Source organism: Streptomyces sp. NBC_01006, assembly GCF_045162725.1.
Lineage (GTDB): Bacteria > Actinomycetota > Actinomycetes > Streptomycetales > Streptomycetaceae > Streptomyces.
The window spans coordinates 8,313,504-8,333,425 of sequence record NZ_CP108700.1 but is presented as its reverse complement, the minus strand read 5'-3'; the positions used below and the strand labels follow the sequence as shown (position 1 = coordinate 8,333,425).

Genomic DNA, 19,922 nt, shown 5'->3' with positions numbered 1-19,922 from the left:
CCGCGTCTGCTCCCGCCGACCGTGTGGCGGCTCGCCGTGCGGTGGCCGCTCATGCCGAAAGCCCTGCGGATTGCGAGATGCGTCGATCCCATGACATGCGCCGGCGGCCGGTCTCCGGGCGTTTGGCCGGCAACGCCGTAGGGTCAGGCCTCGTGTCCCTGCGTGAGGTGATATGGCGTGCCCGGGGCACCTGGCACATTGCCTGTGGCGCAGCCGCCCCGACGACGACGGATGCCCAGGGTGAGGAGTACGGATGAGCGAATGGGCCATCGTGATCGCTGGGGGTGTGGTCCTCGGCTACGGGGCGCTCTCGCGGCGCCTGTCGACCACGGTGCTCTCGGGACCGTTGGTGTTCATGCTGTTCGGGCTGGCGATCGGCCCGCTGGGCCTGGACCTGCTGGACCGTGCGAAGGATCCCGAGAGCACGCGGGCGCTGCTGGAGAGCGCACTGGTGCTCCTGCTGTTCGCGGACGCGGCAAAGATCAGGGCCCGGGACCTGCGCCGGGAGGAGTTCCTGCCGCTGCGGCTGCTTACGGTGGGCCTGCCGGCCACAATGGCTCTGGGATGGTTGGCGGCCTGGCCGCTATTGCCCGGTCTGAGTCTGTGGGAGCTGGCCTTGGCCGGCATCATCCTGGCACCGACGGACGCCGCGCTCGGCCAGCAGGCCGTCTCCAACAAGCAGGTGCCGGCCCTGGTCCGCGGCGGCCTGTCCGTCGAATCCGGTCTGAACGACGGTCTGGCGCTTCCCTTCTTCGTCCTGGCACTGGCTGCCGCCGGTGAGGGCCACGGCCATCCGAGCATCGCCGAGACGTTCCTGCGCGCGCTGCTGCTGAGCGGCGCGATCGGACTCGCCGCCGGCTGGACCGGGGCAAGCCTGCTGCGCTGGTCGCTCTCCCATGGATGGAGCCGCCCCGACTGGCGCCAGTTCCTGGTGTTCGCCGTTCCAGTGATCGCCTACGCGCTGTGTGTCACGACCGAAGGCAGCGGCTTCATCGGCGCTTGGGTCGCCGGCCTCGCGTTCGGCATCCACCTGCGCCGGACGCCCCCCGACCAAGGCATCCGTACCCAGGATGGGCATCCAGCTCAGAGCACGAGATTCACTGAACGACTCGGCCTCCTGCTCGCCTCACTGAGTTTCCTCGTCTTCGGCGCGGTCATCCTGGGACCAACGCTCCAGCACCTGACGTGGCGGACGATCGTCTACGCGCTGATCAGCCTGACCATCCTGCGGATGCTGCCCGTCACTCTCGCGCTGGCCGGCACCGGGCTGCGCGCCGCCTCCGTGGCCTACATCGGTTGGTTCGGTCCGCGTGGGCTCGCTTCCTTGGTGTTCGGCTTGCTCGCCCTGGAGGAGCACCTGCCCGGGGGGACCTTGCTGAGCGAGGTCATCGGTGTGACCGTGGGCCTGAGCATCATCCTGCACGGGGCTTCAGCTCCCTTCCTGGGAAACCGCTACGGCGAATGGTTCACCAGGACACTCCGCTTGGAACCGAACCTGCGCGAGAACGCACTCGCCCGCGAGGACGCGCCGCGCTGAAGGGAGACCGATACCGCGATCCGCTGCACGGCCGGTCCTCGCGGCCACCGCAGCCCCCAACGTCACCCAGTGCTACACATGCCCGTTGGTCGTAGCCATACGAGAACCGAGGTGGGGACGGTTGGACCCGCGTCAAGGAGACCAACAGCCGTCTCAGGGAGGCCGAGGCTCGGCCTCCCTGAGCGCTGCCTCACATGCTGACCACGGCTACCCCGTGCGCCGGATCGGGAGGGGTTCTAGGGTTGGAGGAAGGAGACACCGGTGGTCTGACCGCCGAGCAGTTGCAGGACGTGCTGGTCGCCATCGCAGTCGCCGAGGCCGAGATCGACGCCCGAGGCTGACGCAGGCGACCCACGGCGCCACTGGACACGGCGCCCAGAGCAGGGCGCCGTTCCCATCGTGAGGACCGCAGCGTCAGGCAGGAGTGCATTGATGTCCGAAAGCGCGGCCACCGCGATGCGCGCGGTGCCCCACAGCACGCCCCAGGAGCGCGCGGCCCAGGGCAAAGAGGCCCGGAGCCGCTCGCCAAGGTCGTCGCATGCCGTCTACCGGCCGCCTCCGGACCGACCGGACCCACTGGCGATCCTTGAGGCGCAGTCCGCGGCGCGGGTATCCGAGCTGGTCCCGATCCGCTACAGCAGGATGTCGGAGTCCCCCTTCCGATTCTACCGGGGAGCCGCCGCGATCATGGCGTCCGACCTGGCCGGCAGTCCCGGCTCGGGAATCACCGCCCAGCTCTGCGGGGACGCGCACCTGCTGAACTTCCGGCTGCTGGCCTCTCCGGAGCGGCGGCTGATGTTCGACATCAACGACTTCGACGAAACACTGCCCGGCCCCTGGGAATGGGACGTCAAACGACTGTCCACGAGTCTCGTCATCGCCGCCCGGGCGAACGGCTTCGACGACGCCGAGCGCGCACAGATCGTGAGCACCGCCGTCCGTGCGTACCGCGAGGCGATGACCGGCTTTGCCGACACGGGCAACCTCGCCGTCTGGTACGCGAGCCTCGACGCAGACCGCCTCGAGGCCCTCGCCACACAGCAGCTCCGCAAGCGCGGACAGAAGCAGCTGGCCAGCAACATAGCCAAGGCCCGCTCGCGCGACAGTCTGCAGGTCTTCGACAAACTCACGGAGCTGGTCGATGGCCAGCCCAGGATCGCGGCGGACCCCCCGTTGCTGGTGCCGATCGCAGACCTCATGCCGGACCGCGAGCGCAGCGCGCTCGTGCGGCAGTTCCGCAGCCTGCTCGAACACTACGGCCGTACTCTGAGCACCGACCGGCGGGCCCTCCTGGAGGACTACCGGCTGGCGGACGTCGCCCGCAAAGTGGTCGGCGTCGGCAGCGTCGGCACCCGCTGCTGGATCTTCCTGCTCCTCGGCCGCGACGGCCGCGACCCGCTCTTTCTCCAGGCCAAGGAAGCAGACACTTCCGTGCTTGCCGAGCACGTCGGCGCGAGCCGGTACCGCAACCAGGGCGAGCGCGTGGTCTCCGGACAGCGGTTGATGCAGGCAGCGAGCGACATCTTCCTCGGCTGGCACCGGGTGGACGGGATCGACGGCAAGCAGCGTGACTTCTACGTCCGTCAGCTACGCGACTGGAAGGGCATCGCCATGCCGGAGACGATGTCGCCCCGACAGCTGGCGGCCTTCGGCGACGTGTGCGGCATCACCCTCGCCCGCGCGCACGCGCGGTCGGGCGACCGGATCGCGATCGCCGCGTACCTGGGCCGCAGCGACGTCTTCGACCGGGCGCTCGTCACCTTCGCCGAGGCCTACGCCGACCAGAACGAACGCGACCATCAAGCCCTGGTCGACGCTATACGCGCAGGCCGGCTACCGGCGCAGGAACTCCCCACAGCCTGACCGTCGCACGGCCTTGTCGGCGCCCGGAACCAGCCGAGCCTTCCGCTCCACCATGTTCGTGGTACGCCCGCGGGCGATGAGATGGGTTTCGTCCGGACCAAACCCTCCGCGCTCCTCGCCTTGAGCGGGAGAACCACCGGATCCGCCGGCGGAGCGTGGGCACCTGACCCGGCGCGGCCACCGTGACCGGATCCGCGTCCAGCGGATTCCGTGGGGGCTTCTCGCTCGGCGGTGCCGCTCTCCCCCGTGCCTTTCCAACCCATGGTCTCCCTCGGCCGTCATATGAAGCGCCGTCATGGCGCGGGGAACAGTCACTGCGATGCTGGAACACCGTCCCCGGGCGCCGCGTGCGACGGTGGGCCGTCCGGGTGATGGGCACCGCCGTCCCAGCGCCGGCACGGCGGCGGATCCGGACGTACGGGCCGCTGCCATCGTGGTGGCTACGTGATGCGCACGGTCCCGTGCACGGTGATCTGGTCGATGTCGGAGGTGCGCACCGTGAGATCGATGGTCCACTCGCCGGGCATGGGCAGCCGCAGGTCGTATGCGGCCCAGTAACCCTTCTGGTTCTTCAGCTTGGCATCGAGCGGGCCGATCGCCAGGTCGGGCTGGGTGAGGGCGAGGCGGAGCTCGGGGACGGTGGCGATGCCGCCGTCGTCGGTGTAGACGACGGCCTCGACCGTGTTCTCGCCTACGCGTCCTGGGGCCAGCGTGATCTGGATCTTGCCGCGGTGGTTGGCCGTCCCCATGTCGAACGGAAGCGTGACCACCTTCACCCGCGGCTCCTGCCCGACGCCGACCGAGGCCGACTCGGCGGCCGCGGCGCGGCTGGGTTGGGTGCCGGTGAGCAGGGTGGTGATCGCCAGGACCACCACGCCGAGTGCTGCTTCGGCCATAACGGTGCGGCGCAGGCTGCGCCGGTACCGGTCGGCCCCGTCGACGGGCGGAGACCCGGCGGCATCGTCCGACTGGCCTGCGGCGGGGGCGTCGGACCCGCTGCTGAAGCCCGTCACCCCCGGGGAACCGGGCGCCCCCACCATCTCTGCCACTCGTACCTGATCGTGGTCGGGCGTCCTCGATGCCTCGGCGGCCGACGGCGGTTCGTGGCAGAGGCGGGCGGTCCAGCGGCGTGAGTACGACGCCACGTACAGCACGAGGACCACGACGGCGACCTTCACGATGAGGGTCCTGCCGTACGACGTGGTGGTCAGCGCCTCCCATGAGCCGACCTGCCGCCAGGACTGGTACACCCCGGTGCCGACCAGAACGGCGACCGCGGTGAACGCCAGCGCCGAGAAGCGGCCCACCGCGGGCGCGGGGACGCCGCGGCCGTCGGCCCCTGGGGCTCGCAGGGCGATCACCAGCGTGACCATGCCGCCCAACCAGACCCCCATGGCCAGGAGATGGAGCGCCGCGACCGGAACGGCGAGCGGCACCTGGAGCCCGGCGGAGGCATGTTCGGCGGCGGTCCAGGTGAACGCCAGGCCCAAGGCGAACCCTGCCCCGGTCAGGCGGCTACGGAGATCGAGGTCCGGCGGTTGCGATTCGTCGTCCTGGTCGGCGAGTCGCACAGGCGGACGCCACCGCATCACAGCGGCGGCCGCGAGCAGCAGCACGAGCCGTACGATCAGTGCGGTCCCGGGCCTCCCGGTGGCGGTTCGGCCCAACTGGGCCAGGTCGAACGCCGACATCAGCGGGTCCGCCGTCTCGTACGGGCCGCGCAGGAGGAAGAGGACCACGGTGGATGCTGCCAGGGTTGCCCACCCGGCAACCAGCAGCCGTCGTACCGGGCGGAGCGCAGCCGCCGCGGACCAGCACAGGAGGATGAACGCGGCCGCGCCCACGAGGAGGGCGAGTCCGCTGTAGGCGACGTAGCGGAAGAAGCCGTAGAGGCGGCCGACTGCCGTGTCGTCCGGTGAACCGGTCGCTACCGCGGCGGCAGTCTCGGAGGGCTTGCCGACGGAGAAGGTGAACGCGCCGGAGATCGGGTGGCTGTCGGCGGAGACGACCCGCCAGGCCACCGTGTAGGTGCCTTGGGGCAGCTTGTCGGACAGTTCCACCCGGGCCGTGTTCCCCTTGCCGTCGGCATGCCGCGCCGGGCCGGGGTTCACGCGTTCGTTGGCCGGGGACAGCACCCGGAGCGCTTCGTCGGGAAAGTTGACCGACTCGGTGAACGTGAGCGTGACCTGGCGGGGCGGTGCGTCGAGGACGGTTCCGTCCGCGGGATCGGAACCGCTGAGAGCGGTGTGCGCGAGGGCGGGCCCGGCCCCGCCGAGTATCAGGGCGAGTACGGCGCCGACCAGTACCAGGACGGTCGGCAGCTTCCTGGCAGGAGGTGATCCTGTGTGCATGACGGGCGGTCTCCGGGGTGGCGGTCGTGAGCGGGGGCCGTCGCCACCCGGGACTCGATCGTGCGGAGCGGCAGTCGGACGGTGTGACTCACGGGAGGCGACACGGCTGACTCCGGCAGGGCTGGGACTGATGCCGAGATGTGGACCATAGTGCTGCCGGACGGAGACCCGAGCCGGTTAAGCAACTTCCGCTAAAGCTGGGTACGTGCGTCTCGGATCGGGCGTTCTCCTTGTACATTGCGCCCGCCGTTCCGGACTCCCCATCCCGGTACGCCTGGTACGGCCCGGCACCCCGGCACGGACCTCCGGCCTGCCACCCGCCCCTGCCTCCTGTCGCCGCACGGGTTCCCGGGCCGTACCAGGCGGCAGGGGCGGGTGCACCATGCAGGCCAGGCCCCGCCCCTGCCACTTCGGTCAGGCCTGACTGCGGCTGCGGCTGCGGCGCAGCCACCAGAAGGTGCCGGCGGCGGCCAGCGCCACGACGGCCGCCACCACGCCGAGCACCGCTCCGGTATTGCTGCCCGCCTCCTTGCCGTTCGCCGTCTCCGCGCTCGCGGCAGCGGCGGGCGTAGAAGGAGCCGCCGCCGACGACTGCACGGACGGGACGGCGCTCGGCGTCTGCGAGGGACTCGGGGCAATCGGCTTGGCCCCGGGTGCCGCTGCCTTCAGTTCGAGCACGGGGGCCGGGTTGTCGACCTTCTGCCCGTCGGTGGGGACCTCGATCCAGCGGGAGATCTTTCCGTCGCCGTAGGTTTCGAGGGTCTTGAAGGCCAGCGACTTCTCGTCGGGCAGCTGGCGCACCGTGATGCTATACGCGGCGTCGACACCGGTGGCCAGAGCAGTGCCACCGACGGAGTATCCGTCGGGGGTGGCCGTGAGCTTCCACTCCTTGGGGGCATCCTTCAGCGTCACGGCGTCCGGGGTGATGCCCTTCGGGAGTACGACCCGCAGCTCCGCGATGCCCGCGCTGTCCGACTCCGCCTCGGAGGTGAAGGAGAGGGTGACGTTCTCGGCGAGGGCGCGCGGGTCGGAGGCCGTGACCTCGGCGTGTGCGGCGGCCGGCCCGGCGCTCACGCCGACGGCCACCAGGGCACCGAGGCCCGCGAGTGCCAGGGTGCGAAGACGAGGACGGGTGTGTGTTCCGGTCATGGTGGAGGAGCCTCTCGGTACGGGGGCGGGCTTCATCCCGCAGGGGCGCTGCCCGCCGGGATCAAGGGGAACGTCTCCTGCACACCCGGCAGGAGGCCCCCGACGTACCACTGCGTGGCAGAGCATCGCCGCCGCCGACGGACTTGGGGCAAGTCCGTCGTGCCGCACGGGCCCGGTGTGTGAGTGCGGCTTGAGCCCCGGCCGGCAGAGGGCGCCGAAGGCCGCGGCTGCGGCTGCCACCGCCCTCTGGGCCCATCGGCTCATCGTCTGCGGCAGACGGCTGAGCGCCCGGTCGGCGCGGTACATGAGGAGAGCCATGACACATGCGGCCACACAATGGGCTGCCGCCATCGCCCACATGCTCTGGTGTGCGGCGCGCGCGATGTGGGGTACCGCGCCGTGACCTTCGGCGGGTCCGAGACATGCCGGCTGGTGCACGGACAGATTGCGGTGCAGGACGAGTTGAGCGACTCCGGTGGCCGTGACCACGAGCCACCAAGGCCGGGATGTCCGAGCCACGAGCCACGACAGGACGAAAGCGATCGCCACCCCGCGCGCCACCCGGTGCCAGGCGATCGGGTCCCCCGATGCCAGTTGATGGCTTACGACGGCCAACGCCGAGCTCAGCAGCGTGAACACGGCAACCCGCAGCCACCGTCCGCTCCGCCACTCGGGCTGCGGACACGAGCGCATCCTTGCCTGGGCTCCGGTCATGTCGGGCCCATCTTCCACGGCCCGCGCCGCCGTCAGGCCCCAACTATCAATTGACGAGCAGCTTTCCAGATCGGGCCCAGCGCAGTGGTGGTGGGCATTGGGCCGGGCAGCCATCGGCCGGCGAGCCGGAAGGGAAGGAGACCCGCCCGAATGCCCTCGTACGTCCGGTCAAAGGACACGTCAACCGGATCAAGATGCTCAAGCGCCAGAGGTCCGGCCGGGCCAGCTTCGCCCTCCTGCGGATGCACCATGGATCCCCGCATACCCCGACTGCGTCGCAAGCTGGCCGCGATCCCGTTCCAACCGCTGCGCAGCCACTCCTTCGGGGAAGAGCACCACAAGTTCCTTACGCACATCGGCGGCTCAAGCGCGGCGCCGTTCTACGGCCTCATGCCGCTGGAGCGGTGTTCCCTGATGGTCATGAATCCGCACGGAGAACCGGGGGCACCCCGCGGCTTCGACAGCGCAGGACCCGGGGCCACGGACGCGACCTCTTCCTTCGCTTCATCGAGATGGGCTGCACCGACGTATGTGTCATTGCGGTGACCGGTCCCTCACCGGCCGCTTCCTCGTCGGTGACAGCGATGGGTTTTGGGGCCCCAACGTCTCATCCGCCACCGACTTCGTCGACTGGTACGAACGCTGGCTCAACCACATGAGCGCCGGACGCGACAACCGGGCCCTGGAACTCACCTCACCTCGTCTTCGTGCACATCCAAACCGCCATCGCATGTCCCCGATGATCTAACTCTCCGTAACAGCTACACGGAATGTGAGCCAGAACCCCTGAACCGACAACACCTGTGCACGAGTTTTGGGCACCACTCGACACTCTGCAGGAATCGAACGGTTCATGATTTCAGCCGGGACGGGCCCCTGCCGAGAGTTCAGCAGGGGCCCGCTGCGTAGAGAGCTACGGACGGCCGGGACCTGTCCTCGATGAGCGGGATGCCGGCCGACATCAGCTACCGTCTGCGGCCCGGCCTCACTTCAGATGTCGGGTGAGGAACTGGGCCGCCGCGTCCCCCGCGTACTGCGGGACGCCGGTGTGCCCGCCGAGATGGGCGTGCAGGGACTTCTCCTTGGAGCCGAAGGCGTCGAACAGGTCCAGGGCCGCCTGCCGGTCGTTCCCTTCGTCGTCCCACTGCAGCAGGACGTGCAGTGGAATGGTGACCTGCCGGGCCTCCTCGAACAGGGCGCGGGGCACGAAACTCCCGGAGAACAGAACGGCGGCCGAGATACGAGGCTCGACCACCGCCAGCCGGATGCCGATGGAGATCACTCCCCCCGAGTACCCGACCGGGCCGCCGAGCTCGGGCAGCGAGAGGAGGGCGTCCAGGGCGGCCTGCCATTCCGGGACCGCCTTGTCGACCAGCGGGAGGACGAGGGCGTCGACGATCTCGTCGCTGACCGGCTCGCCGGCCTCCATCGCCCGGCGCAGGTCGGCGCGGGCCTGCTCGACGGCGGGCCAACGGGGCCTGTCGCCGCTCCCGGGGAGCTCGATGGTGGCCGTGGCGAAGCCCTCCGCCGCGGAGTGCCGGGCCCGGGCCACCAGTCGGGGGTACATCTTGCGCAGCCCGAGGGGAGGGTGGCCGAGCAGGATCAGCGGTACTGGCGCGGATGCGGATGCGGGTGTCCACAGGATCCCGGGGATCTCACCGAGGGTGAATTCGCGTTCGAGGACGCCTTCGTCGAGGCGCTGCTCGGAAGTGAAATGCATGGTCGTGCCTTTCGGGAGTGCACTGGAACGGCGCTCCCGGACGACCTGCCTATCGCCCGACCGTGACCCCGGAGGGGAGCACCCATGTCGATACTGCGTTCACGGGTACCACCTCCTCGATATCTCGCACGGCCTCAGGAAACGTAGCAGTGGTCGTCTCGTCCGCCAAACGGGTTTTGCTGTCGTTTCTCACGAACATCGAACACGACGCACCGCTGACGCCTCCCAACGCAGACGCAGGTTCGGAGTTCCGCGCGGGCGGTGGCCACCTCCTCCCGGCGGCACAACGCACGGCTACCGCCTCGCGCTGACGGCGGGGGACTTCGCCCGTGCCGCTTTCGGTGGATCCGGCTGCGTGGACGGTCCGGTCGGGGCACCCTGGGCGTCGTGGACCGGCCGGCTGGCCGGCCCGATCGCTTGCTGCGGGGAGGGCTTGATCATCGTGGACAGGGTGCTCAAGGTGTTGGGGGCGGCGCACGAGGGTTCGGTGGGGGTGTTGCCGGCTGATGGCAGTGAGCCGGGCCCGGTCTATTTCGACGTGGGCAGTGGTTCGTATGTGCCGTCGTCGCGGGAGTGGCACATCTACGACGGTCGGTTCGGCCGGCCCCGGGCCGCGGTCCTGCGGGGCAGTTGCTCGTGCGGCTGGCGGGGGATGGCCGAGTATCCGCTCGACTGGACCGAGCTCCGGAAGGACAAGCCGCTGGACGAGGCGGACGTCGATCTGTCCGGGCCGATCGCGGACTACGACGCGCACCTGTCGGTCATCCGGGACGCGGCCGTCCAACTTCCTGCGGAACTCGCCGAACTGCTCACCGAACTCGTCCGCCGGCTCGACGGCTTGGCCGTCGACGAGCCGCTGGTCGCGTTGAAGGCCTTGGCCGATCTGCGGTACGTCATCGCCCGGTCGGGCCAGGACGCGGTGCACGAGCTCGCCGCGGGCGATGTACCGATCGAGGAGGTGGCCGTCGCGCTGGGCACGAGCGAGACCGCAGCACGCATCTACCTCGGGAGCTACCTCCGCCCCTGACTCCGCCCCACCCATGCCCGGCGGCACACGGACCTGCTCCGGTGCCGGCGCGCCGCTGTGTTCGGCGCTCTGGAGTGCCGCTTCTAATTCGTATCTAGCAGCAGCGGTCCGCTCAGCTGGCCGGAGTGTTGTTCCAGTGCCGAAGGTGAGGATGCTCCGGCACATGGCGTGGTGACGGCTGTCCGGATTCGGGCGGAGACCTATGCCGTTTCGGGTCCTGGAGGCCTTACCGGAGACCGGGTCACGTTGAACTGGTCGGCCGTCACCACTCAGCTCTCGTTCACTCGTTGGAGTTTGTGGTGCGAGCCCGTCGCACGGTGACCTCTTCATCTGTCCGAGCCGGTTGAGCTCCCGCAGTAGACCGAGGCCCGCGCGGTGCGCTGGTGTCACGAACAGCTAGTGAGGTGGCGGTCCGGCCCTCGTGGCCGAGGCCTGGAATTAGAACGCTGCGTGGCCCGCATGCGCTCGTGACCAGCGCAAACGTCGAGCCTTCCGGGGAGGGACCACTTGATCTACTGCGGAATCGACTGGGCCGAGAAGCATCATGACGTCGTACTGGTCGACGAGGCCGGCCAACTGCTGGCCAAGCGGCGAATCACCGACGACGCAGTCGGCTACCAGGTGCTGCTGGAGCTGCTTGCTGAGCACGAGAACATCCAGGACGAACCCATCCCGGTCGCGATCGAGACCAACCGCGGTCTACTCGTCGCGCTCCTCCGGGCAGGTCCACGGCAGGTCTACGCGATCAATCCGCTGGCCGCCGCCCGCTATCGGGACCGCCACTCCGTCTCCCGGAAGAAGTCCGACCTCGGGGACGCCCTGGTCCTGGCGAACATCCTCCGCACGGACCGGCATGCTCACCGGCCTCTGCCCAACGACTCCGACCAGGCACGCGCCGTCGCCGTCCTCGCCCGAGCCCAACAGGACGCCACTTGGAACCGCCAGCAGGTCGGCAACCAGCTCCGCTCCCTGCTCCGCGAGTACTACCCCGCGGCCCTGACCGCCGTCGCGCACTGGAAGAACGGCCTCTGCCGGCCCGAAGCCCTCGCCCTGCTCAAGGTAGCTCCGACCCCCACCGACGCCGCCCGCCTGCCCCGCCCCCAGATCGCCGCAGCGCTCCGGCGTGCCGGCGTGCCGGCCGCCAGCGTGGAATCGAGGCCGAGACCGAACGACTCCGGGAGATCTTCCGAGCCGAATGGGCCCACCATCCGACTCTCGTAGAGAGGGCCCTGGGCCAGCAGATGCTCGCGCTGCTCGTCCAGCTCGAAGCCGCCTGCACCGCCGTGAACGACCTCGCCCAGGCCGTGGAAGAAGCCTTCCTCCAACACGAGGACGCGGAGATCATCCTGAGCTTCCCCGGGCTGGGACCTCAGCTCGGAGCCCGCGTGTTGGCCGAGCTGGGCGACGACCGCGACAGGTTCGCCGACGCCCGCGGCCTTAACTGATCGTTTCAGAATGCCGTTCGGAGCCGTCGGAAGCAGATGATGCTGCAGGCGAGTTCGAGCAGGCCCTGGTGGCGGTCGGCGCGTTGTTCGTAGCGGGTGCGGAGTCGCTTGAACTGGTGAAGCCATGCGAACGCGCGCTCTACCACCCACCTGACCTTGCCCAGCCCGGAACCGTGGGCGACGCCGCGCCGGGCGATCAGTGGTTTGATGCCGCGCCTCCACAGAAGACGGCGGTACTTGTCGAAGTCGTAACCGCGGTCGGCGTACAGGCGCCGGGGCTTGCGGCGGGGGCGGCCGCGCAGGCCCCGGATCGGCGGGACGGCATCCAACAACGGGAGAAGTTGGGTGACGTCGTGGCGGTTGCCGCCGGTGAGCGTGACGGCGGGCGGGGTGCCATGGTGGTCGACGATCAGATGGTGCTTGGAGCCGGGGCGGGCGCGGTCGACCGGCGAGGGGCCGACATGGTCTCCCCCTTTGAGAGCCCGGACATGCGAGCCGTCCACAGCGCAGTCGTCCAGGTTCAGGGAGCCCGCGCGACGCAGTTCGGTCAGCAGGGCGGCGTGCAGGCGCGGCCAGACTCCGGCCTCGGTCCAGTCCCGAAGCCGGCGCCAGGCCGTGACTCCGGAGCAGCCCACGGTCTCGGCGGGGACGTCGCGCCAGGCAACGCCGGTCCGCAGCACGTACATGATGGCGGCGAGAGCCGCCCTGTCCGGAACGCGAGGTCGCCCGGGATGGCGGTGGCGTCGCGCGGGAGTGGGTGGCAGTAGCGGAGCCACCCACTTCCACAGGTGGTCCGCAACAAGATCGGTACGCACCCGGCCACCCTGCTGACCAAGATCGCCGAGCGCAAGGCCCGCAGCTCGACTCATTCGGGATTGACCTGGTAGAGGACGTGTGAGCCGTGGATCTCCGGCATACCCACGTGATGGGTGTTGCTGTTCAGGCGGGGCGGGGCTGGCCCGGGCGGTGGCCCGGGCCAGCCGTTAGACGCTAGGGCTTGGCGTCCGGAGCGGCCTTGGTGTCCGAGCCGGCCTTGCCGCCCTGGTTCAGCATGCCGCCGAGGGCGCTGAGGTTGCCGGCGCCGCCGACGCCTCCGGTCACGAGGGGTGCCGCCTTGGCGGCGGCGTCGACTGCGATCTGGGCCATCTTCTGCAGGTGCTCGGTGGCGGTCTTCATGGCTTCCTGGGCGCGTTCGCCGGCGGCCTTGTCGTTGCCGGCGGCGGCTTCGATGCCCTTGGTGAGGACCTGACCCATGGTGTTGAGACCGCTCATGTCGCGGAAGAGGTTCGCGGTGGCGATGGCCTGCACCGTTTGCAGGCCGACCGGGTCGGGCATCGCCGGGAGCGGCGTGAACTTCGCCTGGGAGGCACCCATGCCGGCCGCCGTGACATCGAGGTCCTTCGCCCGCCCTCCCATGGACACCGGCGCGATGTCGGCCGGTGTGATCTGGATGGGCGAGTCCTTCCAGTTCCAGAAGCGGGTGAGGTCGATCTTCTCGGCCGAGTTGGCCCGGCCGAGCACGGCCTCGGCGAAGACGCCCTTGGTGGCGATGGCGATCGTGTTGGTGACCTGCGCCCCGAACGTGTTGTCGGCCGGTTGGCGGGACTTGGTCCACGCCTCCCGTTCCTGCTCGCTGTTGAAGTTCCACCGGAAGCCGAGGTAGTTGCCGGTGGCGGCGATCGGCTTGGGGTCCAGCAGCGTGCCGAGCAGGACGGGCGCGGCGTTCGAGCCCGCCGGGGTATAGGAGTAGTTGGCGAGGATGCGGCTGAGCGTCAGCTCGTCGGCGTTGGCCCACACGGCCTGGCTGTAGTGGCGGCGGTTGTCGTTGAGGTGGTCCAGGACCGCCTGGGGAACGTTCCCGCCGCGCACGTGGAATCCGAGCGAGGCGAGGTAGGTGCGGGTGCCGGACTTCACCGTCGCACCGAACAGTCCGCAGATGGCCGCGCCGCCGGCGTCCTCGGTCAGGTCGGGCGCTGCGGTGGTGGTCGCGGCGATCCCGAAGTTGACCACGCCCGAGGCCATCGTCAGGCGCAGCCCGGCGAGACTGCCGCGGGCGGCCGTGCCGGACCAGGCGTCGACGGCGAGCAGCTTGTCGGCGCCCGTGAAGGTGTGGGAGGCGTGCTGCTGGATGCCGGAGCCGCCGGTGTCGCCGCAGCGGAAGGTGTGGCCGGGGAAGACCACCTGGAGGCTGCGGATCCCGAACTCGTCGTACCAGACGTCGATCTTGGACGCGTAGGGAGAGTCGGCTTTCGGCGGGACGTCGAAGGGGATGGGCGCCTCCCGCGGCGCGGTGAGCAGCCGGGCAAGGGCACCGTTGGGGAGGATCAACCAGTAGTCGCCGTTGACGGACGAGACGATGTCGCCCAGCCCGGAGACCCCGGCAAGGATGCTGTTCTTGGGAGCGGTCCAGGTCGTCGCGCCGGCTTCGACCACCAGGACCTTGCCCTCGGCCGTGACGCCCCACAGCGTGCCGTCCGGGCCAGCGGACACGCGCTTCACGTTCGGTGCCGGGGTCCGCTCCGTCCAGCCGGAACTGGTGCGCTCGAAGGTCCGGCCCTCCCGGCAGTACCAGAGCCTGTCCCTGCCGACGACGGCGATGTCGTCGGCCTTGACGTTCAGGCTGTGGATCGTGCCGTCCGGGGAACGCTGGCCCAGTGAGCTGTCCCCGCCGATGAGGTAGAGCGTGCCGTCCGAGCCGCAGGCCAGGGCCAGGGCCCGCCAGCTCTGCGCGTGAGTTCGCCAGGTGGTCCCGTCGAACTGCATCAGCATGTTGTCGGTCCTGAGCCCCCACACGGTGTCCTTGCCCGGTGCGATGCGGGCCAGGTCTCCGTCCAGTCCGGTGGTGGACAGCGGGTTCCACTGCCGGCCCACCGGGTCGAAGCGGACCGGGCTGCCGTCGTACTTGCGCACCCCATACACGCCCATGGCCGAAGCGGCGATGTCGGCCAGATCCACACCGTCGAAGACCTGGGGGACCGACGGCGCCTCCGGTGCCGTGCACGCGTCGAGCTTGCGCACGGTGGTATCGAACGGGTTCGCGGCCCGGATCTTCGCCGCCCAGTCCGCGGGCGCCACCGAGGCGAGCACCTCCTTGTACCGTTGCAGGCTGGTGTAGTTGAAGGTGAGCTCTTGCAGCGGGATGAACAGGCAGCGTTCCAGCTTGGTCGGCTTGGTCGTCACGTTGTAGACCTGGACGACCTCGTAGTACTGCACGGACATCGCGTGCATGTGGTTGTAGTTGGTGACGACCCGGGTGAGGACCTGCTCCTTCTCTAGCTGCGTCGTCTCGCGCACGACCGTCATGTTCCGGCTGCGGGCCGCGGTCGCCAGCTGCTGGGTGCGCGCGCTGATGCGCTGCGTCGCCTCCTCCGCGACCGATTTGACGCCGGTCGAGCGCGACACCGCGGTCGTGAAGCCCGAGTTCGACGAATTGCTATAGGAACCGCCGACCCCCATACCGAAGAACGCGATGCCGCCGCTGGCGCCGGCGCTGGAGGAATTGCTCCTCTGGGACGCCTGGGACGTGCCGTACTGCTCCTCGTGGGCGATCGCGTTGGCGACCTCGCTGATCGACCGGTTCTGGTCGGTGGTGCCTGACAGTGCTTCGGCCTCGGAAGCCGCTTCGGTGCCGGTGGCCTTGGTGGTGCGCTGCCAGTCGACGACCGCGACTTTGGTGCTCTCGCCGGGCGCGAGCGCGAGGCTGTGCAATAACCGGCCGAGCGTGACGCCCTGGGCCGACCAGCTCTGCTCCGTCGTGACGATCATGCCTTCGGCCGGGCGGTCGTAGAACGGCAGGTTCTCTTCGCCGAGGTCGATGGCGCCGGTCAGCTTGCGAGCCGGTTTCGCCCCGGGGATGTCGGTGAGCACCACCGAGCGGTACCGGACGATCTCCACCGGGTAGCTGCCCGTGGTCGGAAGCAGGTCCTTGGGCGTCGGACCGTCGAGCATCGCCTTGTCCACTTCGAACGGGGGCGAGGTCCCCGCCGGGGCCGTTGTGCCGGCCGGGGTCGTCGCTGGTGTGGTGGCAGGTGTTCCGGTGCTCGGGGTGGTCATTACGGTCCCGTCTGCGAAGAAGGTGGAAAGGCCGTCAAGGCCACCAGGACCGGGAGCGCCTGGCCATCGGCATATGACGCCTTCCGAATCGCTCGAAAGCTTCACATCCTGATCACAACAGCGTCAGACTTTGTAGAATTTGGCCGGAAACAGTGCCCGGCTGCGGAGGCGCGCCCGCAGCGCCCGCTTCAGGAAGCCGGGCACCCGCGGGCCCTGGGGCTGGACTTCCGCCCCGAGCACCACAAGCCCGTCGGCCTCGAACCGCAGCGCCTGCATCCGGCGAGGCCGGATGACATGTGGCCGGGCGCCATCCAGAACGCACAGGGCCACAAGTGGACGCACGCCACAACGCCTTGCCGTCCGGAACGGAGACCCGCGCGGCCACCGGCTCCCGCTCGGTCGGGGCGGCAGTACCTGCCCTTCGGAAGCCCCGAATCTCTTTCTGAAACGATCAGTAAGGCATATGCGGGGTCATCGCCCATCACCCGGGCTTCCGGCAAGAAGTCGAGCATCACCCGCCGCCGCATCAAGAACGACCGGCTCAACCACGCCGGCTACCTGTGGGCCTTCTCGGCCCTGCGAGCCTCACCTGGGGCCATGGCCCGCTACCGGCACCGCCGTGACGAACGCGGAGATTGGCACGCCTCCGCCCTGCGCAACGTCTTCGACAGTCTGATCGGACAGCTCTACCACTGCCTTCAGCATCGTGAAGCCTTCGATGAAGCCGCGGCTTTCCCGGCATCGGTCACCGAGGTCTCGCAGGCGGCGTGAGGCAAGGCTGTTTCCGCCAGCGCAGAAGGGCCAAGCGCCAGTGCCACGCGGGACTACCGCAGGACCGGGCAGTTGGCGGCCTCGTACTCATCCGCGATGGTGAAGACACTGGCGCATCTCGGACACTCTGCCTTGCCGAAAATGTGGGAGATTCCCTCGGCGAGTCCGAATTCCCCATCCCGGACGGCCACCTCGTGCATCCACCGGCCGACACCCGCGAGCTCATCGTCGGGCGTCGGCCGGAGGTCACGCCGGTCCACGTCGCCCAGGTTCCAGTCGCGGATCGCTGAGTAGCGCCCGTAGTCGCCGATAGCAATCGTCACCTGCGTCGCGCAGTGAGGGCACGGCAGGTCGTAGAAGTCATCCGTGAAATCCCCCAGGACGTTGGCCCAGTGGTATTGCTCCTGGACCGCAAGCAGTGCGCGGAAAGTCACCAAGTAGTCGGCCGGCCGGGACTGCAGGTGCCTGTCCAGGAGGATGCCGAACTCGGCGATCGCATCGGCGCTGTCAGCCAGGAGCTCGTCACCGCCGTGGTGTACTGCCGCGCGCTCCATGATTTCTCCGGCCAGGTGCCGTGCCTTCGTGCTCCCTGACGCGAGACGCACCAGACGGGGCAGGGCGGCGATGCCTGCGGGCGACACCAGGTCGTGCTCAAGGATCAACCGGCGTCCCAACTCCGTCCATGCCTCGTCTTCGTCCCCGTGCTCCAAACGATCCAGAAGCTCGGGGACTCGGTCCACGTCGGAATGCCAGTCGTACATCTGTGCCCAGTTCACCACCCAGGCATTGAACCGTCCTACGAGCTCCGAGTCGAACCTGCTCCGCAACGTCCCCATCGCGAGGCCTAGTCAACTTGACGCCTGACTTCGTGAGGTGTCTCCGGTGCATAGACCGGTTCCGCCGCCTGCGGCACCAAGCTGCGCTGGAGCACGCCGAGGTGATCGCACCGGCTGGCCAGATACGGCCGGATCCGTAGCGGCGGCCGCTTCGGCGGCGGTACCGGTCTCGCCCGCCGAGCCGCCGAGGTGGCTGCCACCCACGCGATGCGCCGGGGCCGAACCCGCGAGGTCCTGGAGGAACGTCGGGTCGCCGCTCGCGACGCGGCCGAGGCCCTGATACGGGCGGCCGCCGCCCGCCTCGCCGGCAACGCAGCGTAGCCCTTCAGGCGTTGTCAGATGGCGGCGATGACTCCGGGAGGCGCACGGTAGTCCTGCCGCGGCGCATAGCGGCTGCAGCTGCTGGGGCAGTGCACCTTCCGAACTCGGGCTGGGCGTCGGCCGAGTTCAGGATTCGAGGCCCCGACCGAGATCATTATCGCGAACAGCGCTGTGGAGTATGGGGAGCACTGGCAGCGATCCCGTCCGGTGGGCTACGTTATGCGGCGATGACTACCGGGACGGCATTGCGCCACACACGGATTGGCGACCCGGCGCTGCTCTGAGCGCCGTACGGGCCGGTGCCGGCCCTCTCTTGGATCGAGGATCTGGTGCTCCCTCGCGGGCTCCGCCCCCTGTCGTGTTGATCACAGCTCAATACATCAACCACGACAGGAGAAATCATGCCCACCAAGACTCTGCACATTCCCACCGCGGACGGCCAGGCCGACGCTTTCGCCGCATTCCCCGACTGTGGCGAACGGCACCCGGGGGTGCTGATGTACGCGGACGGCTTCGGTATCCGTCCCGTACTGCGGGAGATGGCCCGCGAACTGGCCGGGCACGGATATTACGTGCTCGTCCCCAATCTCTTCTACCGCCACGGCCCGGCACCGGTGATCGAGCTTCCCGAGTACATCGGAGAAGAGGTCCGCTCCGCGGTCTTCGCCCAACTGATGCCCCTGATCGAGGCACACACCGCCGACCGTGTACTGAGCGATGCTGACGCCTACCTCGGTTTCCTCACCGCCCAGCCCGAGGTCGCCGCTGGACCGGTCGCGGTGACCGGCTACTGCATAGGCGGCCTTCTGGCGACGCGCACCGCCGCGGCCCACCCCGGCCAGGTGGCCGCCGTCGCCGCATTCCACGGTCCCGTGGGTGCGGACGGGCCCGACGCCCTCGCCAAGATCACCGCCGAGGTCCACTTCGGGCACGCCGAAGGCGACCTGACGCCCGAGGCCCTGGGCGAGCTCAACCAGGCTCTGGATGCCGCGGGTGTCGGCTACACCTCCGAGATCTACCCCGGCACCGTCCATGGGTTCACCATGTCCGACACCGGCGCCTTCGACCCCGCCGGACTGAAGCGCCACTGGGACCGCCTGCTCCCCCTCCTCGACGCCACGCTGAGGGTTGCCCCGTAGATAGTCCTCGAGTCGCCCCTGGCGTGCTTGGCCGCGGTGCGGCCCGTTCGTCTATCGGGCGAGGCGAGGTTGTGCATCCGGGCGATGCCGATTAAGACATGGTGGACGCCTTCCCCTTTGAGCCCGCGTCCCATGCTCTGACAGCCGCCATCGGCGATCGTGAGCGTCCTGCCGATGGCGGCTTTGGCGCGAAGTCCTCCCAGGGCTTGCAGTCGTTGCGGTTGGGGCCTGAGCCCGGCTGGCAGCCGGGTACACAGACGCCCTACTGCACCGGCAAGAACCCTGCGTACCAGTACAGCGTCTGGGAGCACTCCGCCTCGTTGTTCCAGATGATCGGGGTGCTGGCGTTGTTCGTGAACCGGGCCCCGCGTCCTGCAAGTTGCGGCGCCGTGGCGATCGATCGACTACTACGACTTGGTGTCGTCGATGAGCGCGTTGAGCTTGTCGAGAACCCACAGCGCCACGGCGGCGGTTGTGAGCGGACCGATGCTCGGAACATGGCTTGCGACTGTCTCGGCGACGGTTCCGACGGTGGATCCGGCGGCGACGGCGGCGCCGCACAGGACGGCCTGGCGCAGGGTGAACGGCTTACGGTTCATGGCATCTCCAAGGGCCTTGATGGAACGGACGGCTGATCTGCCGCGGGCTCCAGCCAAAGCGATCTGGCGGTGTTCACGGCGAGACGCCGAACGCCGTTTCCATGTAGGGGCTGTTGACCTGGCCGAACGGACGAAGACCGCGCTGTGTTCAGTGAACTGAGTGAACACCGAGATCGCGACCGATACTCTGCCCCGCATGGATGCGAGGGGGTGCTCAGATGACCACATCGGGTGATCGCCCGGTGGGGTACCACCGCGAACTCCTGGACCTGCTCAAGCGGTTGCGCCACGAGCGGGGTGAGCCGTCGCTGCGTACGATCCGGCAGAAGGCGAACGTGTCGCTCGGTCATCTGAGCGGCATCTTCGGCGAGAAGGCTGTCCTGCCCAGCCCGGAGAT

The 19,922-nt window shown here is 69.1% G+C and carries 13 protein-coding genes and 3 pseudogenes; 8 read left to right on the top strand and 8 right to left on the bottom strand.

The annotated features are described in order from the left end of the window. Nucleotides 1-253: 253 nt before the first annotated feature. Both OG509_RS37950 and OG509_RS37945 read left to right on the top strand, forming a co-directional pair. Nucleotides 254-1,537, top strand: coding sequence for a cation:proton antiporter (locus tag OG509_RS37950; RefSeq protein WP_406187123.1), 1,284 nt, complete (start codon nucleotides 254-256; stop codon nucleotides 1,535-1,537). 432 nt (nucleotides 1,538-1,969) lie between these two features. Next, on the top strand, nucleotides 1,970-3,400 hold the full coding sequence (locus tag OG509_RS37945) for a DUF2252 domain-containing protein (RefSeq protein ID WP_406187122.1): 1,431 nt from the start codon (nucleotides 1,970-1,972) through the stop codon (nucleotides 3,398-3,400). Nucleotides 3,401-3,840: 440 nt separating this feature from the next. Here the strand turns inward: OG509_RS37945 and OG509_RS37940 are convergent, their stop codons facing one another. Both OG509_RS37940 and OG509_RS37935 read right to left on the bottom strand, forming a co-directional pair. Next, nucleotides 3,841-5,751 carry a copper resistance CopC/CopD family protein gene (locus tag OG509_RS37940; RefSeq protein WP_406187121.1) on the bottom strand — a complete coding sequence of 637 codons (1,911 nt, stop codon included), beginning with the start codon at nucleotides 5,749-5,751 and terminating at the stop codon, nucleotides 3,841-3,843. A gap of 414 nt (nucleotides 5,752-6,165) precedes the next feature. After that, nucleotides 6,166-6,900 carry a DUF1775 domain-containing protein gene (locus OG509_RS37935; RefSeq protein WP_406187120.1) on the bottom strand — a complete coding sequence of 245 codons (735 nt, stop codon included), beginning with the start codon at nucleotides 6,898-6,900 and terminating at the stop codon, nucleotides 6,166-6,168. 963 nt (nucleotides 6,901-7,863) lie between these two features. Here OG509_RS37935 and OG509_RS37930 point away from each other — a divergent pair. Next, a pseudogene (locus tag OG509_RS37930) lies at nucleotides 7,864-8,362 on the top strand (SMI1/KNR4 family protein). A 237-nt stretch (nucleotides 8,363-8,599) separates the two neighbouring features. On the opposite strand, the gene OG509_RS37925 reads toward OG509_RS37930, so the two are convergent. Further along, on the bottom strand, nucleotides 8,600-9,334 hold the full coding sequence (locus OG509_RS37925; RefSeq protein ID WP_406187119.1) for an alpha/beta hydrolase: 735 nt from the start codon (nucleotides 9,332-9,334) through the stop codon (nucleotides 8,600-8,602). Nucleotides 9,335-9,986: 652 nt separating this feature from the next. Here OG509_RS37925 and OG509_RS37920 point away from each other — a divergent pair. Together OG509_RS37920 and OG509_RS37915 are read left to right on the top strand one after the other, a co-directional pair. After that, nucleotides 9,987-10,361 carry a hypothetical protein gene (locus tag OG509_RS37920; protein WP_406187118.1) on the top strand — a complete coding sequence of 125 codons (375 nt, stop codon included), beginning with the start codon at nucleotides 9,987-9,989 and terminating at the stop codon, nucleotides 10,359-10,361. 507 nt (nucleotides 10,362-10,868) lie between these two features. Further along, nucleotides 10,869-11,800, top strand: a pseudogene (locus OG509_RS37915) (transposase); the annotation flags it as partial. Nucleotides 11,801-11,811: 11 nt separating this feature from the next. Here the strand turns inward: OG509_RS37915 and OG509_RS37910 are convergent. The 3 genes from OG509_RS37910 to OG509_RS37900 all read right to left on the bottom strand — a co-directional run bounded on the left by OG509_RS37910 (nucleotide 11,812) and on the right by OG509_RS37900 (nucleotide 16,135). Next, on the bottom strand, nucleotides 11,812-12,621 hold the full coding sequence (locus OG509_RS37910) for an IS5 family transposase (RefSeq protein ID WP_406187117.1): 810 nt from the start codon (nucleotides 12,619-12,621) through the stop codon (nucleotides 11,812-11,814). Between the two features lie 175 nt (nucleotides 12,622-12,796). Further along, nucleotides 12,797-15,859: a hypothetical protein gene (locus tag OG509_RS37905; protein WP_406187116.1), complete on the bottom strand. Its 3,063-nt coding sequence runs from the start codon at nucleotides 15,857-15,859 to the stop codon at nucleotides 12,797-12,799. Nucleotides 15,860-15,982: 123 nt separating this feature from the next. Further along, complete coding sequence (locus tag OG509_RS37900; protein ID WP_406187115.1) at nucleotides 15,983-16,135, bottom strand: hypothetical protein; 153 nt, start codon at nucleotides 16,133-16,135, stop codon at nucleotides 15,983-15,985. A gap of 180 nt (nucleotides 16,136-16,315) precedes the next feature. On the opposite strand from OG509_RS37900, the pseudogene OG509_RS37895 reads away from it, so the two are divergent. Continuing rightward, nucleotides 16,316-16,630: pseudogene (locus OG509_RS37895) on the top strand (transposase); the annotation flags it as partial. A gap of 53 nt (nucleotides 16,631-16,683) precedes the next feature. Here OG509_RS37895 and OG509_RS37890 read toward each other — a convergent pair. Further along, entirely contained in the window at nucleotides 16,684-17,409 is a 726-nt protein-coding gene (locus tag OG509_RS37890) for a hypothetical protein (protein ID WP_406187114.1), read from the bottom strand. Nucleotides 17,410-17,655: 246 nt separating this feature from the next. Between OG509_RS37890 and OG509_RS37885 the strand changes: the two genes are divergently transcribed. Further along, nucleotides 17,656-17,787 (top strand): hypothetical protein, encoded by a 132-nt coding sequence (locus OG509_RS37885; protein WP_406187113.1) that lies wholly within the window; start codon nucleotides 17,656-17,658, stop codon nucleotides 17,785-17,787. Between the two features lie 401 nt (nucleotides 17,788-18,188). Next, nucleotides 18,189-18,926 (top strand): dienelactone hydrolase family protein, encoded by a 738-nt coding sequence (locus OG509_RS37880; RefSeq protein ID WP_406187112.1) that lies wholly within the window; start codon nucleotides 18,189-18,191, stop codon nucleotides 18,924-18,926. A gap of 407 nt (nucleotides 18,927-19,333) precedes the next feature. Here the strand turns inward: OG509_RS37880 and OG509_RS37875 are convergent, their stop codons facing one another. Next, nucleotides 19,334-19,525, bottom strand: a complete 192-nt coding sequence (locus tag OG509_RS37875) for a hypothetical protein (protein WP_406187111.1) — start codon at nucleotides 19,523-19,525, stop codon at nucleotides 19,334-19,336. Nucleotides 19,526-19,922: the final 397 nt, after the last annotated feature.